Origin of the sequence: Paenibacillus thermotolerans, assembly GCF_028745515.1 — a bacterium.
In the GTDB taxonomy this organism is placed as follows: domain Bacteria; phylum Bacillota; class Bacilli; order Paenibacillales; family YIM-B00363; genus Paenibacillus_AE; species Paenibacillus_AE thermotolerans.
The window spans coordinates 69,628-84,284 of record NZ_JAQZSG010000026.1 but is presented as its reverse complement, the minus strand read 5'-3'; the positions used below and the strand labels follow the sequence as shown (position 1 = coordinate 84,284).

The 14,657-nt window shown below is 48.3% G+C and carries 14 protein-coding genes; 3 read left to right on the top strand and 11 right to left on the bottom strand.

The genetic code is table 11. The annotated features are described in order from the left end of the window. Positions 1-357 precede the first annotated feature (357 nt). Positions 358-1,680, bottom strand: a complete 1,323-nt coding sequence (locus PT964_RS19410; RefSeq protein WP_274365007.1) for an endo-1,4-beta-xylanase — start codon at positions 1,678-1,680, stop codon at positions 358-360. Between the two features lie 211 nt (positions 1,681-1,891). Between PT964_RS19410 and dgoD the strand changes: the two genes are divergently transcribed. Beyond that, a complete protein-coding gene (dgoD, locus tag PT964_RS19405) occupies positions 1,892-3,040 on the top strand; it encodes a galactonate dehydratase (protein WP_274365006.1) in 1,149 nt (382 codons plus the stop codon). Positions 3,041-3,111: 71 nt separating this feature from the next. Here the strand turns inward: dgoD and PT964_RS19400 are convergent, their stop codons facing one another. The 3 genes from PT964_RS19400 to PT964_RS19390 all read right to left on the bottom strand — a co-directional run bounded on the left by PT964_RS19400 (position 3,112) and on the right by PT964_RS19390 (position 4,833). Then, positions 3,112-3,507, bottom strand: coding sequence for a DUF3231 family protein (locus PT964_RS19400; RefSeq protein WP_274365005.1), 396 nt, complete (start codon positions 3,505-3,507; stop codon positions 3,112-3,114). After that, positions 3,485-4,090 carry a DUF3231 family protein gene (locus tag PT964_RS19395; RefSeq protein ID WP_274365004.1) on the bottom strand — a complete coding sequence of 202 codons (606 nt, stop codon included), beginning with the start codon at positions 4,088-4,090 and terminating at the stop codon, positions 3,485-3,487. Before PT964_RS19395 ends, PT964_RS19400 begins: the two co-directional genes overlap by 23 nt. A gap of 98 nt (positions 4,091-4,188) precedes the next feature. After that, entirely contained in the window at positions 4,189-4,833 is a 645-nt protein-coding gene (locus PT964_RS19390; protein WP_274365003.1) for a TetR/AcrR family transcriptional regulator, read from the bottom strand. Between the two features lie 125 nt (positions 4,834-4,958). On the opposite strand from PT964_RS19390, the gene PT964_RS19385 reads away from it, so the two are divergent. Continuing rightward, positions 4,959-6,500 (top strand): MFS transporter, encoded by a 1,542-nt coding sequence (locus PT964_RS19385; protein ID WP_274365002.1) that lies wholly within the window; start codon positions 4,959-4,961, stop codon positions 6,498-6,500. Next, positions 6,497-7,750, top strand: coding sequence for an alpha/beta hydrolase family protein (locus PT964_RS19380; RefSeq protein ID WP_274365001.1), 1,254 nt, complete (start codon positions 6,497-6,499; stop codon positions 7,748-7,750). The genes PT964_RS19385 and PT964_RS19380 overlap by 4 nt, the downstream gene beginning before the upstream one ends. A gap of 59 nt (positions 7,751-7,809) precedes the next feature. Here the strand turns inward: PT964_RS19380 and PT964_RS19375 are convergent, their stop codons facing one another. The 7 genes from PT964_RS19375 to PT964_RS19345 all read right to left on the bottom strand — a co-directional run bounded on the left by PT964_RS19375 (position 7,810) and on the right by PT964_RS19345 (position 14,642). Continuing rightward, a complete protein-coding gene (locus PT964_RS19375) occupies positions 7,810-8,877 on the bottom strand; it encodes a serine hydrolase domain-containing protein (RefSeq protein WP_274365000.1) in 1,068 nt (355 codons plus the stop codon). A 396-nt stretch (positions 8,878-9,273) separates the two neighbouring features. Further along, positions 9,274-9,540 carry a CD3324 family protein gene (locus PT964_RS19370; RefSeq protein WP_274364999.1) on the bottom strand — a complete coding sequence of 89 codons (267 nt, stop codon included), beginning with the start codon at positions 9,538-9,540 and terminating at the stop codon, positions 9,274-9,276. A gap of 260 nt (positions 9,541-9,800) precedes the next feature. After that, positions 9,801-10,361, bottom strand: coding sequence for a dihydrofolate reductase family protein (locus PT964_RS19365; protein ID WP_274364998.1), 561 nt, complete (start codon positions 10,359-10,361; stop codon positions 9,801-9,803). Between the two features lie 19 nt (positions 10,362-10,380). After that, on the bottom strand, positions 10,381-10,866 hold the full coding sequence (locus PT964_RS19360) for a VOC family protein (RefSeq protein ID WP_274364997.1): 486 nt from the start codon (positions 10,864-10,866) through the stop codon (positions 10,381-10,383). Positions 10,867-11,062: 196 nt separating this feature from the next. Then, a complete protein-coding gene (locus PT964_RS19355; RefSeq protein WP_274364996.1) occupies positions 11,063-12,595 on the bottom strand; it encodes a glycoside hydrolase family 31 protein in 1,533 nt (510 codons plus the stop codon). A gap of 114 nt (positions 12,596-12,709) precedes the next feature. Next, a complete protein-coding gene (locus PT964_RS19350) occupies positions 12,710-13,630 on the bottom strand; it encodes a metallophosphoesterase family protein (protein ID WP_274364995.1) in 921 nt (306 codons plus the stop codon). A 49-nt stretch (positions 13,631-13,679) separates the two neighbouring features. Continuing rightward, positions 13,680-14,642: a metallophosphoesterase family protein gene (locus PT964_RS19345; RefSeq protein WP_274364994.1), complete on the bottom strand. Its 963-nt coding sequence runs from the start codon at positions 14,640-14,642 to the stop codon at positions 13,680-13,682. Between the last annotated feature and the right edge of the window lie 15 nt (positions 14,643-14,657).

Genomic DNA, 14,657 nt, shown 5'->3' with positions numbered 1-14,657 from the left:
TCCGTGCTCGTTGTTCAGTTTTCAAGGAGCAAGCTTGTCTTACTCATCCCCGCCGCGTTCGCCGCGACAGGAATTACATCTTATCATGTTTGCAACCAACATTGCAACCATCATTTTTTTCCAACCGGCCTCGCATCGGCGAAGACGTTTATTTCGTTCCGCACCGCTCTCGCGGCCGGACTTATAATATATCACCGGCAGCACCAATTTGCAACGTCCATTTTTTTACAAACACCGCACAAATATTGAATTCAATAAATTACTCGATTAGAAAAGTAAATGAATCGACAAAATAAGAACGGCAGCGATTTAAACTTTAAGAATGTATCTCCGGATTTGGCTTCTCTTCCGATATAACTACTCCCGGCGCTTCGACGGGGGGACGAGGGCCCAGAACGCCGGCTTCGCGTGGAGCTGCTTATCGAACAAAAGCGGCGCTTCGGTGCGTTTGACCGGGAACGAGCTCAGCCACGTATGGTCGTCCGCTATCCCCCAAAAGACCACGCCGCCGATTATTTCCTTGTTCGCCTTGAACGCCTCGAACAGCTCGTAATAACGATCGGCTTGCTTCTGCAGCACTTCCGCCGGTATGTCTGGACCGAAATCGCTTCGATCATTCCAGGCGTACAGACTCATATCCAGTTCAGTTACCAGATTGTCAAGGCCGAGCTCATGGAACTTCCTCATCGAGTCAATGATGGAAGCGGCAGAAGGCCAGTGGATACTAATGTGCGTCTGGTGACCGACGCCGTCAATCGGTACACCTTCGTCCAGCAGTTCCTTTACCAGCTCGTACAAGAGCTCGCACTTTGCCGGGTCGTCCGTGCCATAATCGTTAATGTAGAGCTTGATGTTAGGTCCGCCCGCTTTTCGCGCGGCGCGAAAGGCAGTCTTGAGATAGTCGGTTCCCGTAATCTTGTACCAGTCGCTGGATCGCAGTCCGTCCGGATCCCCCGGTTCTATAACCTCGTTCACCACGTCCCACGACTGAATATCGTCTTTGTACCTCTCGACAATCGTCCGAACGTGCGTGTCAAGGCGTTGAAGCAGTAGCTTCTTGTTCGCTTTACGTTTTACCGGGTCGGTCTCATCTGCCATCGGTTTTCCATCGCCATCCATGAAAAACCAAGCCGGTGTCTGGTTGTGCCAGACGAGCGTATGAAACCGTACCCCCATGCCGTTCTCCTTCGCGAATGCAACGATCCGGTCCGCCTGATCCCACTGGAAATTTCCTTCGGAAGGCTGCAACGAAGCGGGCTTCATCGCATTTTCTCCGACGAGCCAATTCACATGTTTCTTCAGCAGCTCGGCTTTAAGACCGGTGGTCTGGTAAGGTTCGATCGCCGCACCGATCGGAAAGTAGTCCGCGTACGTTTCCGCCAACGATGGAATGTCCGTCTCAAGCGACTGCTCCGCTTCTTTCGGAGCCACGGGCTCCGTGGCCGGCGCGGTTTCTCCCGCATCGCCGCTAAGGTCTTGCTTTGCGGTTCCAAGCCGTTGAGCGGACTCTCCGCTCCCATCTTCCCGCTCTTCATTCACAAGCTCACCCGCAGCGGCAGATTCTCTGCCGGCCCCTTCTCCGCTCTCTTCCATTCGGTTTAGTAAAAACAAGAATGCAGCGAATGCGATTGCAACTAGAACAGCACTTACGGCGGCAATTGACTTCCTATTTTGTCTCAACGCAATTCTCCCCTTCAACCGGCATATAGGATGTACTACGTTATAGAAACAACATAGCAATATTTTGTAAAAAAAGGAACCTCGGCTCGGATTTCTCGAAATACAATTTCTCACATTGGCGATCGTGTATAAAAAAGTATGGTTGGATTTCGTGAGATAAAATATATTTATTAGAGACAAACACTGGAAAAAACGTAATGGAGGGTTATGGATGAAAATTGTAAGCTACGAAACTTTCATCGTGCCGCCTCGTTGGCTGTTTCTTAAAATAACTACCGATGAAGGACTTGCCGGTTGGGGCGAACCGGTCGTGGAAGGGAAAGCGGAAACCGTGAAGACGGCCGTAGAAGAATTAATGGATCTATTATTGGGAAAAGATCCGCTTCGTATAGAAGATCATTGGCAGGTCATGTATAGAGGAAGCTTTTATCGCGGGGGGCCGATTCTCATGAGTGCCATATCGGGAATCGACCAAGCACTATGGGATATTAAAGGTAAGTATTACAATACCCCAGTCTACCAGCTCTTAGGAGGCGCCTGCCGCGATTCTATGAAAGTTTATTCTTGGATCGGCGGAGACCGTCCAAGCGACGTCGGTCTTGCGGCATTGGAGAAAAAAACGGCCGGATTTACAGCCGTCAAAATGAATGCAACGGAAGAAATGCAATTCATCGATTCGTTTGAAAAGATAGACCAAGTTATTCAAAGAGTGGCCGCAATTCGAGAAGCGGTCGGTAATTATTTTGGCATCGGCGTCGATTTTCACGGCCGAGTCCATAAACCGATGGCAAAGGTTTTGGCTAAAGAGCTGGAACCATATCGCTTACTGTTTATCGAGGAGCCTGTTCTACCCGAACATAATGAGGCTTTAAGAGAAATTGCCGCACATACGACTACACCGATCGCAACCGGAGAACGCATGTATTCCCGCTGGGACTTCAAAAAGCTGCTTCATGACGGGTATGTCGATATTATTCAGCCCGACCTGTCTCATGCCGGAGGAATTACGGAATGCAAGAAGATTGCTTCGATGGCTGAAGCTTATGACGTAGCTTTGGCACCTCACTGCCCATTAGGGCCCATCGCTTTAGCCGCTTGTTTACAAGTTGATGCAACGGCCTATAACGCATTTATTCAAGAGCAAAGTTTGGGAATCCATTATAACAAAGGAAATGACGTGCTTGATTACCTAGCAGATCCTAGCGTGTTTGAATATAAGGATGGGTATGTAAGGATTCCGCAGGGACCGGGTCTGGGTATCGAAATGAATGAGGAATACGTAAGGCAAATGGCTAAAGAAGGACACCGTTGGAGAAATCCGGTTTGGCGCCACAATGACGGGTCGGTTGCCGAATGGTAGGCGCGAAACCGTTCCAAAACAGATGAACGCATAAGGGGAAGGTCAGATGACCTTTCCCTCCGAATTTGACATCAGTCCCGGTCCACAGCTTCCGGCGGCTGCTCCAACCACCCCTGTTCAATCATCAAATTCGCTCCATCTTCCACGTATAGGGAGACATCCATTTGACATTTTGCAAACAAGGCGCCGATATCTTTTCTGCCGTTCAGAGATGCGCCATTGGCGTATTCCCTGATCTTCATGGAGAACATGTCGATTTTATGAAAAATCATAAGCTTATCGGAGTATGGAGGTACGGCAGACGGAGTGACCAGATGGTCTATAAGTGACGGCGAAGGCAAATGATCTTTCGTTAACTTGTCCGAAAGCATTTCAATATGCTTTTGATTCATATCCTTCCCGCGTTCCAAATACTTTCTTACTTCCTCCCGTCTAGCTCCTTGACTAAAGCCGATAATAAGCGACATCGTTATGAATGGCTCCGGTAAGATGGGCAATTTCTAACCCATGCAGCGGGCGGACATCTCCAAAAAAGCCCTTTAAAAAACTTTGATTGTGGACAAAACGAACTTTGCTTGGAGACGGAATGACCGGGTCGTTCATTAGCTGGCCTTTCAGCGCCAAGGTATCATTAACAGCCGCAGCTAATTTGATCGTATCGTTCAGAATGCGGGTGTAAAATTCCCGTATATCTTTTCTCGTCACCAACGGAATGGCTACGCTGTAAATACTCATTCCCGCTTTTCCCGAATATTGTAAATAATGAAGATAAAACTCATCCTGAAACAGTCTCGGCGCTTCCAAGTTCACATCGCGATCCGTAAATCCCAACGGGATCGGAAAATCCGCTTCGTTGAATATCGTTTCAATTTCTCCAATAATGTCTTTGCATAAGCCAAAAGCATACTCCAAAATTTGTTTGATCTTCGTGTCGTCAACGAGTTTAAGATAATGGGCCAGTACGCATATTGCCATTGTATTTGAAACGTAAGTTGCCCATAGTTTTCCCATTTCCGTTCCGGTCAATTTTGTTTTTTCTAAAGTCGCCATGGTTCCACTCCATTGTTCTACTAGGGATGATTTTAATATGTCCCATAATGGAACCGATATGCATTAACGGATGGTTTCCCCAATCGCTAAATTACACTTTATAAATAAAGGTTAATAAGAACCTCCTTAATGAAAAGAAAACTCCCTTTAGGCGCCTCTAACAATTTCTCGTGAATTTCACATAGGGCATCAAGTTTGGCAACAAATTGTTCCTTAGAACAAGCAAAGTAACTTGGGTCAAAAATAAAGTGCATGCCCACCAATAGAAATTCCGAAACCTCTCGCGGGTATTCCGTATGAAATACCCCCTCATTTACACCTTGTACTATAACATCCGTGATAATCGGTACGAATTCCTCGATCATCGCAACTTTCATTTTCTTGTGAAGCCTTACATTATCTTCATGGTGCAAATGCTTCATTAAGCCGGCATCATAATGCTTCGCGGCTTCTTGCGAAAAAAAACGAATAATATTCGAATACTTTTCGATCGATTTTATTTCCGCGTTAGAGTTAATTTTTTTAAATGCTTCAATGCTTCTTTCAACCGCATCTTGAATAACGGCATCGGCAATTTCCTCTTTGGATTTGAAATAGTGATAGAACGTCCCTTTGGCCACGCCGATTTTATGAATAATATCGTTAACGGATGTGTTCTCGTACCCTTTCGTAGAAAACAATTGTTTGGCGGACTCGAGAATTTCGGCTCTTCTTTCTTCAGGCGGTTTCACTATGCGGACCAAAACACGGCCTCCTCTTTTGAGAAAATTTTTTTGCATCAGTATTGACCATCGGTCGGTCATCATATATCATACTTTACGACCGACCACCGGTCAATCGCAAGCAAATAAATTAAAGGAGGTGTGTTATGACAACTCAAGCGGCTTACAAATTTAGATGGTGGGCACTTGCGTGTTTGGTGCTGAGTCTGCTTGTGATCGGCTTTGACATGACAATCTTGAATGTGGCGCTGCCGACCATGTCAAAAGAACTGAATGCCGGTACCGGCGACCTGCAATGGGTAATGGACGCTTACTTATTGGTGTTCGCCACATTGCTGATTCCTGCAGGAAGCCTCGGAGATCGTTACGGAAGAAAAAAACTGCTTTTGCTCGGCCTTTTGCTGTTCGGAATTACGTCCATTGCGGCAGGCTTTGCGACGAATATCGAGACCGTCATCGTTGCAAGAGCTTGTATGGGCATCGGCGGGGCAATTCTCATGCCGCTTACTTTTTCGATTCTTCCTACAATATTTCCGCCGGAGGAGCAAGGCAAAGCATCTGCAATCTGGGCGGCTAGTTCGTCATTCGGGCTATTGATCGGCCCTTTTCTTGGCGGATTGCTGATTGAGCATTTTTCATGGGGATCCGTCTTTTTTATCAATGTCCCGATTGTATTCACGGTATTGGTTGCCGGCATTTATTTCATTCCGGAATCAAAAAATCCGAATGCGCCCCGAATCGATTGGTTAGGGATGATATTGTCTACTTCCGGATTCACGCTACTTATTTACGGCATTATCGAAGCTCCTCAAGCAGGCTGGTTTCACAGCGAGTCGATTGTATGTATGATTGGCGGCTTCATCGCTTTAACCGCCTTCATCGTCTGGCAAAAAATGGCCCGTGCGCCTATGGTCGATTTGCAATTATTTCGCATTAGAAGCTTTACCTGGGCTACAATCGCACTCTGTTTTATTATGTTTGTGCTCAACGGCTTCTTGTTTTTCGTAACTCAATACTTACAGTTCACGCTAAACAACTCGGCTTACGAAACGGGAATAAAGCTTATACCGTTTATGGCCGGCATGGTCGTTAGTTCTCTTCTTTGCAATCGTCTTTCAACTGTTCTGGGCAACAAGCTCGTGTTGGTCGCCGGGATCAATATTTTGGCTGCGGGGCTGCTCATTTTTTCGTTTGTTAGGCCGGAAACCGGCTACCATTTCACAGCTGTTTGCTTGACGATTCAAGGAATCGGCGTTGGCTTTTCTATGGCACCCGCAATGACTGCCGTTATGAGTTCATTACCGATTGCGCAAGTCGGGGTCGGAGCCGGGGTGAACAACGCACTAAGGCAAGTGAGCGGCACGCTGGGCGTAGCCATATTAGGCAGTATTGTTTCCTCGACTTACTCTGACCGTCTATTAGCGACGATCGAATTACATGAGAAATATGCCGATACCGTAACGAAGTCCATAGGAACGGCTTTCAATATCATAACGTCATTCAGCGAGTCGGATCGGGCGGCGCTGGTAAGGAACATTAATGCCGCTTTTATTGATGGAATGAATCTTGCTTTGACGATCAGCGCCGGAATTATGTTCTTAGGTGCCGTACTCATATTTGCTTTACTGCCAAACCAATTAAAGGCTAATGAGACAAGAAAAAATAACCATTCGGGGGAAACCATATGAAAAAGGCAGCAATTGCCGGCATTTTAGCGGCAACCACATTACTATCAAGCGGATTAACGGCAAGCGCTCAAGCGAGCACCGAAGCATTAACGGAAAACGCCAGCCAACAGGAATCGTCTGCAATCGTTTCTTTGCCAAAAACTACAGGCTCGTATCAAGTTGGAACTACGAACTTTGATTGGGTCGATTCCTCCAGAAAAGATTTGTTTACCTCTGATCCTAACGATTACCGGGAGCTGATGGTTCAGGTTTGGTATCCTATTGATAACGGTAAAGGCAAAATAAAAGAGACTTATATACCATCTCCGGTTAAAGGGATTGAGAGTCTAGCCAAGAGCCTCGGGATGGGAGAACAATTCGCTGCAATCAATAATATCGATACCGATACTTACAGAGACGCAATATTGTCAAACCGAGAGGCGAAGTATCCTATCGTTTTATTTTCGCATGGGTTTGGCCGCGCAAGATGGGAATATCAGTCGATCACTCGCGAACTGGCAAGCCATGGTTTCATCGTGTTCAGCGTCGATCATACCCATTTGGGATTCGGAACCGAATTTAAAGACGGCCGGTTCGTTCCTTTTTCACCGGTTAATATGGCTGTAGATTTTAAAAAGATGGATGAAAATATAAATCAATTATGGGTAAAGGATTTGCAATTTGTCATTCGGCAGCTGGACAAAATAAATAAGGTCCCAGGCACGCCTAATTTCGAAAATCGATTGGATCTTGACAACATTGCCGCAGTCGGACATTCGTTCGGCGGAGCGGCGGCGGCGCGGGCATTACAGGTTGAGCCGCGGATCAAAGCAGCAATTAACATGGACGGTTCTTTCGTTGGACTTTCCGTTTCTTCCGGCAAAATGAACAAACCGTTCGCATTTATTAAAACCGAAGCTCATGCAAAAGACTTGGAAGGAGAGCCCGTATTGCCTCCGATGCCGCCGGGAGTAGATGCGCAGCAAGTGCTGGACCAGTATAAGGAATATGCCGCAAGATACAAGAAGGCTGTTGAAGGCGATGCCTACGATATTACAATAGCGGGAACGACGCAAAATGAGCATATGAGCTTTACGGATCATCCTTTGTTGAAATCCTATTACCTTGAAGGCTCGCCATTCGTCATTAGAGATCCGAAGTCTGACCCGAACGATTTTTATAAGCTCACCAACTCACTCATTTTATCTTTCCTAGAAAAACATCTCATCGGCAAAACAAATACGTTATTCGATGTAAAGATTGAAAAATAATCGAAAAAAAGGAGCTCATACGAGTCGGGGCAAGTCTCCCGTTCGCCATGAGCTCTTTTTCAATTGTTTGAACCGAGCAATAAATCAAGCACCGAAAAGGATACGCTGTCCAACGAGACATAGTCGCAATTGGTCATGACGGAAAAAGCGATTTTTTCATCGGGAAGCAGGTACAGATTGCTCAGGAAGCCGGTATCCCACCCTGTATGTGAGATGATGCGGGTACCCTTATACTCTCCTAAAAACCATCCCAATCCGATCTGCGATTTTTGGGGCTCGTAACCGGTTATTGCATGAGGCTTCCACATTTCATCATAGCTGCCGGACTGCAAAATTTCATAGCCATTCTCTGCTATTCCCCGGCTTTGATGCATCAGCAAATATTTGCACATATCACCGGCATTGGTATATAAAGTGGAACTGGGTCCGTGTGCCCTGTTATAGGGAAATACATTGCTGACATAGCCGCCGCCGGATCCTTCGGTGCCCCCGAACACATGAGGTGCGGCAAGATGAGCTTCAACCTCCTGTTTCAGAAAAGAACTGGACCGCATTCCCGTCGGCTCGAGAATAAATTTTTTCATATAATCTTCAAAACTCATCCCGCCGACCTTTGCGATGATATCTCCCAAAATCTCATATCCTATATTACTATACGCAAATTGATCGCCGGGAACGCTCAGCAGCTTGTGACGACATATCCCTTTTACGTATCTTTCAAGACTTTGCTCGTCGAACTCGGGCCGGTCCCATGCGTAATCTTCTTCATCAGGCATGCCGGAGGTATGGTTCATTAGCTGTCTTATTGTGATATTACGATACCGTTCGTCCTCTAATGTAAAATAGGATAAATATTCGGTGACAGGCGAATCCAAATCAACTTTACCGCGCTCAACCAATTGCATAATTGCAGTTGCAACGAACGTTTTAGAGACAGAGGCTTGGTGAAACAAAGTGCTTCGAACAACGGGATCGCCTGTCGATAGGTTCGCTACTCCAAATTCGCCGGTAAACAAAATATCGTTGCCGCACACTATTCCGACGGCTAATCCCGGAATCTGTTCATTTGCAGCGAACTCGGTAAGTTTTTCGTGCAACCGACTCTCTATTATTTGATATTTATTCATTTTGACCTCTCAAGCCGTGTAATCGGTTTAACGCCTTTCTATGTTTCCTGCGAAATGGAATCGGCTGCTTCCACATATATGCGTTATCCACTTTATCGATAGTTGCGACGGAGCAGCGTTTACATACATTGATTTGTTCACCGTTCGATTTCGTCTTGGTGTACAGCAATTTTATTCTTGTTTCCAAGCAGATCGGGCATGTTCCTCTGCCTCTTGCCGGGACTTTCCAAAGAACCCTTCCTCTTCTTGTTTTCGGCATTTTTATTCCCCCATATTATGACAATAATGCAAGTATAATAAGGGAAGCGATTTTAAAATATATCCGAAACAATTTAGAGTTATTTTTTACATACAAAAAAAGTCACATCAGTGTGTAATCCGACGTGACTCTTTCTTCTATTTTTTCGAATAAACGATTTTTTTGATGCTTTCGCAAGAAAGACAAAATTGATCCGATAGTTGATCGATCGTCAACCCGTCGGAAAATTTCCGTCGAATCTCATTGTTTCTATGGGTCAAATATGTTCTGCTGCCGGAGTTTTCGCCCCATCTCTTGCGTGTTGCTTTTGGCGTAGGAACATATACCATTCCGCCATGGACATACTTCTGTATCTCCTGCAATAATTGTTTCGGTAAAACGTTGTCTGCATTAACATATTTCATGATAGCTCTCTGCTCCTTAAAATTTTTTGAAAAGTTTTAAGGGAGCAAAGTCTATACTATTCATAACTATCACATTGCAAGATAGTAAGGCGGTAACTGATCAATAGCTCCATACAACAACCGCCGTTGTTCATAGTGTAGACTTTGCATGGAGCTGATCGTTTTAAAATTTCCCATCGTATCCCTCCTCTCGCCTAGTTTTAGGATCACTATAACATAAAACAGGAAAAATATAGATATTTTATTGAACCGAGTTTTTCTTACTTCCGATAGTACAACCCGATCGCGCCATTGCTGAAAGACTTGCTCTTTGTTAATTGCAGAGCGTGCTTTTTTCCGCAAGCATTGAACAAGCTCTCTCCTTGAGCGGCAATTACGGGATGAACGAACATCCAAAGCTCGTCGAAAAGTTCATTCTGAATGAACAACTGCCAAGTTTTCAGTCCGCTCTCAACGGAAATAGTTCCTGCCCTTTGCTTCAATGCACGCATCTCATGGACGAACGATTCGTTGTCCTGAATAGTGACTTGCTCGGAATTTTTCCATACAAGCTCTTTTGGAGAACGCGAGATCACGATTTTCGGAATATCGTTTATTTTTTTTGCGATCAAGCGCTCTAGATCGGAATGGGACGAGTTCTCTGCGTTTTGCCAGTATTCGGCTAGCTGCGCATATGTATTACCTCCGACGACGATCCGGTCGATGCCTTTGTAATATTCCACATACTCTTCAAGCATTTCATCGCTGAAATTCATCCATTGATCTTCATTGGTGACGATGCCGTCAAGCGACATGTGCATCGTCAATATCACTTTACCCATCCGTTGATCCTCCTTCATATCAATCGCCTTGGTAAGCTTTAATCAATATATCCGTCTCGATCTTCGACATTCGTTCGATCGCGGAGATAACTCTTTGCGATTTGACGGGATCCGGGTCGTTAACCATCTCCCAGGCGATCTTGGGATTGATTTGCCAATAGACACCGTATTTATCTTTAAGCCAACCGCATACTTCCTTGGCCCCTCCTTCCGAGAGCTTTTCCCACAGCTCGTCGATCTCTTCCTGAGTGTCGCAGCTCACGTACAGCGAGATCCCGTCACTGAACCGAAAGGAAGGTCCGCCGTTTACGGCGATGATTTCTTGTCCGCCAAGGTGAAAACGAATTGTCCTAACGGAACCGGCAGGACCATATTCATTCTCGCCATAGCGCGTGACATTCAGCACGGCCGAGTTTCTAAAAGCAGACACATAAAAGGCAACCGCTTCCTCGGCTTGATCATCAAAGACCAGATGGGGGGTAATTTTAGGCATAATGACGTTCATGAGGGGCATTCCTCCATTTACTTTTATTATGAAAGTTAATTAACCATAACATACCATAATTCACTTTGATTATCAAACTAAATATAAATGAATGGTTCCGTTGCACGGCCGCTCGACGTAAGAAACAAAAAAACCCGATCCACACAAAGTCATGTGTGAATCGGGGGAGCGATCCCAAAGTGCACGGAATGGCTGTTCATGCTTGCTTCCGGTACCATGGCAATCGAGAGAGCGGAGCATCAACCTCCGCAACGCACGGGCCTGACACCAGGCTGCCGTCGTCGCCTTGCCACGTTCCCGGCGGGAACACGATCCTTCGAACAGTCGCACCCTTCTTTAGCACCGGCGCCACCAAAATATCGCCGCCAAGCATGAACTGGTCCGAAATCTCCTCATAGCCTCCATCCGGGAACATATACGCGAGGTGCCGCATAATCGGTTCCCCCGTCTCGGCGGCTTGCCGTGCAAGCTCGGCAATCTCCGGGCCCATTCGGACGTGAAGCCGCGCCGCCTCGACGCACCACGCTACATACGGTTCATCGAGCACTCTCCATGGCGCCGTGGAGAATTGCATCATAGGAAACAGCGCCGAGCATTGCGCGTAACGAACGAATAGCTCGCCGTCTACCTGGAAGTCCGGTCGGATTAAATCCTCGTATTGGCCTCCGCCTACCATGTCGGGGCAGTTGAACGCATAGCCGCTTAGCCCTTGTGCAAGCCCATTCGGAATGAGACTGCCAAGGCCGTCCGGCCCCCAGCTATGGTTCTTATCGCTCAGGCGCTGGACAAGCGGCTGCCCCGCTAGCTTCCAACAGGCCCGGTATTCGTTGAAGGCATAGCGCAGGCCTAGACGCGCCCAGGCTTCACATTGGTCGTTGGGAGTCGCCGTTCGCGTGCCGATATCCTCCGAATTGTAGAACTGCGGATCGCCGGCGTCCAATTTGAAGCCGTCGACACCGCACTCTTCCGCCAGCCGGTCCAGTTCCCCCGTAAACCAGCCTGCCGCCTGGGGATTCGTACTGTCCAAAACCGCACTGTACCCGTTCCACCATTCGCGTACGGCCGGCTTCCCATCCGCTCCCCTAAGCAGATACCCCAGCTTCCGCAGCAAGCGGAATACTTCCCCGTCAGGGCTAATAAACGGACATACCCACAGCATGACCCGAAAGCCAAGCGCATGCAGCCGTTCAATCATTGCCTTCGGATCGGGAAACCGTCCTGGGTGAAACGAAAGCGTCCCGTAGTCTTCATGCCAATTGTCGTCGATCATTAGAATACCCGGCGGCAGTCCGTGTGCGAGAATCGCTTCGGCATAAGCAAGCACCTTCTCTTGCGTAGGGTGATAGCTCATCTCCATCCAAGTGTTGTATTGGGGGACAGTAAAAAACTGCAGGTCCGGAAAGCTTCCGGCCGGCGGAAAATATGTTCGGGACGCGTGGCGGAACGCATCGCGTAAACGACCGCCGGTTTCTTGGACGTTGACCGTTCCTCGCTGCCCTTCGACGATCAATTTCCCGCTTTCGAAGATAAACCTGAACGGTTGCTCCGACCAGACGTACCTTCCTTTATTCGAGAGAAGCAGCGGAGTTGCCTGATTGTTGGCAAGGTCACCGAACAGATCGCGCGAATACGTACTGCCGCCGTACGGCATGATTGTCCCGTCTTGGACGGCCCCGCCCCACCAATATTCATTGTCCAGTAAGGTAATATTGATTTTATCGTTATACATTACATCCTCCGTAGATAAGGTTCATCTCTTGACAAAACTGCTCCACCTTCGAGAGAAATCAAAGCTCCCCTTATAAAGTAAGGGGAGCAACACTGATTTGCAGACAGGACAAAGTTAGTCATTCATGCGAGTATTTTGATAATCGACACTGCCGTCGTCCAGCCGGAGCCACGACTCGAAGTCGCGCTTGCCCTCCGTCAGCCGGATGACGCGCGCGCCCCGAGGGAACCCTTCCTTGCCGTACGTGTTGTATCCGGTGGCGCGTCCGTAGGCCAGCCGTATGCCGTGCAACGCCCCCCAATAATCGTTGATATGATCGTGGCCGGCAAACGTCCCCATGACATCGCCCATCTCGACCATAGCGGCAAACAATCCCGTGTTCAGCTTTGGGCAGCACACACTCTCGTATTTGTGTCCGATACAGCCGCCGAGTTCCCAAACGGCGTCATACTCCGGAAGCGGAATGTGGAAAAAAGCCAAAGCCGGCAGCGGCGCTCCTCCGTTAAGCTCCGTCAGCTTGCGAGATTCCGCAGCGTACCAATCGATCTGATCTCTGCTCACCCAACCGTAGCCTTCTACTGCGGCTAGCGTCGAATATTCACGGCTGTCCAGAAAATAAAGCGCGGCACCCGTCCTCCCGTCTTGGCTCGAAACCTGCAATACGAAATTACCGAAGCCGCCGACGTTCGGAGTATGCTTCGTCAAGCAGTTCTCGAACTCACTCAAAACTTCCATCAGCCGTTCCCTTGTCACATTGCTTTCGGAGTCGTGATTGCCGAATACGGCTGCCCAGGGGATACCGCTTTGAGCGGCGGCTGAAACCGCTTCGCGAAGCGACTGTTCAGGCTCCTTGCAGTCGATGCTGTAAATCACGTCTCCCGTAAATACGATCAAATCCGGCGATTCCTCTTCCAGAACGCGTTGCATCAGTGCGCGTGTCCGCAGATCGGGCTCTTCCCCGTTCTGCCAGTGCACATCCGTAAACTGCACGATTGTGAAGGTTCCGTCTTCCCTGAAGCGCAATTCATTATTCATCCTCGGTTTTCCTCTCTATATCAATTGGTTTATCGTCACCACGTCAGTCTTACCGAACTTCCGGCTCATGAACGGGTAAATCCGCGACAAGTCCGTCGCTCTGGCGGATCCACGTCTCGAACTGTCGCTCGCCCGCTTGCAATCGAATGACTCTTGCGCCTGTCGGAAACTTGTCCTTACGCACACCGTCCACATAACTGACATAACGAGTAGACCGCCCGTAGCAAAGACGGATGCCGTGCAAAGTCCCGCAATAATCGTTCGCATGGTCGTGACCGACGAAAGTGCCCATAACATCGCCCATTTCCACCATTGCGGCAAACAAGCCGGAATTCACCACCGGCGAGCTGATCCATTCGTTGCAATGGCCCTCGCACACTTTCGTCTTCCACACCTCATGGTATTCCGGCAGCGGTATATGGAAAAACGCCAGCGCAGGCAGCGGTGTCCCCCCATTCCGTTCGGCCAATCGACGAGATTCGGATACGTACCAATCGATCTGATCGCGCCGAATCCAGTCGTACCCGCCCACTGCAGCAATCTGCGAGTAGTCGCCGCTGTCCAGGAAAAACAACGAAGCCGCCGGCTTCCCCATCGGATCGTCAACCGTCAGCACATAGTTTCCCGCTCCGCTCACCCCGTCAGGATCCGCTTTGGCAACGCAAAACTCATGAAGCAGCTGCTCCTCGTGCATTCTCTTTCGCGGCACGCTTCCTTCCGAATCATGATTGCCGAACACCGCCGCCCAAGGAACGCGTCCTTCTTCAGCGACAGCGACCGCGCTGCGGAACGATTGAAGCGGGTCTTTGCTTCGTGCGCTTGCCGTCACGTCGCCCGCGAACACAACAAGATCCGGCTGCTCCATCGCGATGATCCGTTCCATCGTCGCCTTTGTCGTCGCATCGAGAAGCGGCGTCTCCGGATCCCAGTCCTCAGCGTCAATAAACTCCACATCGGAAAATTGTACGATGACGAACGTTCCGTCCTCACGAAACTTCAGCTTCTTATCCAACGTATACCCGCCCCT

Bases quoted from the DNA above. Each gene is read 5' to 3' on its own strand.
- dgoD (WP_274365006.1), top strand. From the start codon at position 1,892: ATGAAAATTGTAAGCTACGAAACTTTCATCGTGCCGCCTCGTTGGCTG.
- PT964_RS19400 (WP_274365005.1), bottom strand. From the start codon at position 3,507: ATGTCGCTTATTATCGGCTTTAGTCAAGGAGCTAGACGGGAGGAAGTA.
- PT964_RS19395 (WP_274365004.1), bottom strand. From the start codon at position 4,090: ATGGCGACTTTAGAAAAAACAAAATTGACCGGAACGGAAATGGGAAAA.
- PT964_RS19385 (WP_274365002.1), top strand. From the start codon at position 4,959: ATGACAACTCAAGCGGCTTACAAATTTAGATGGTGGGCACTTGCGTGT.
- PT964_RS19380 (WP_274365001.1), top strand. From the start codon at position 6,497: ATGAAAAAGGCAGCAATTGCCGGCATTTTAGCGGCAACCACATTACTA.
- PT964_RS19375 (WP_274365000.1), bottom strand. From the start codon at position 8,877: ATGAATAAATATCAAATAATAGAGAGTCGGTTGCACGAAAAACTTACC.
- PT964_RS19370 (WP_274364999.1), bottom strand. From the start codon at position 9,540: ATGAAATATGTTAATGCAGACAACGTTTTACCGAAACAATTATTGCAG.
- PT964_RS19365 (WP_274364998.1), bottom strand. From the start codon at position 10,361: ATGGGTAAAGTGATATTGACGATGCACATGTCGCTTGACGGCATCGTC.
- PT964_RS19360 (WP_274364997.1), bottom strand. From the start codon at position 10,866: ATGAACGTCATTATGCCTAAAATTACCCCCCATCTGGTCTTTGATGAT.
- PT964_RS19355 (WP_274364996.1), bottom strand. From the start codon at position 12,595: ATGTATAACGATAAAATCAATATTACCTTACTGGACAATGAATATTGG.
- PT964_RS19350 (WP_274364995.1), bottom strand. From the start codon at position 13,630: ATGAATAATGAATTGCGCTTCAGGGAAGACGGAACCTTCACAATCGTG.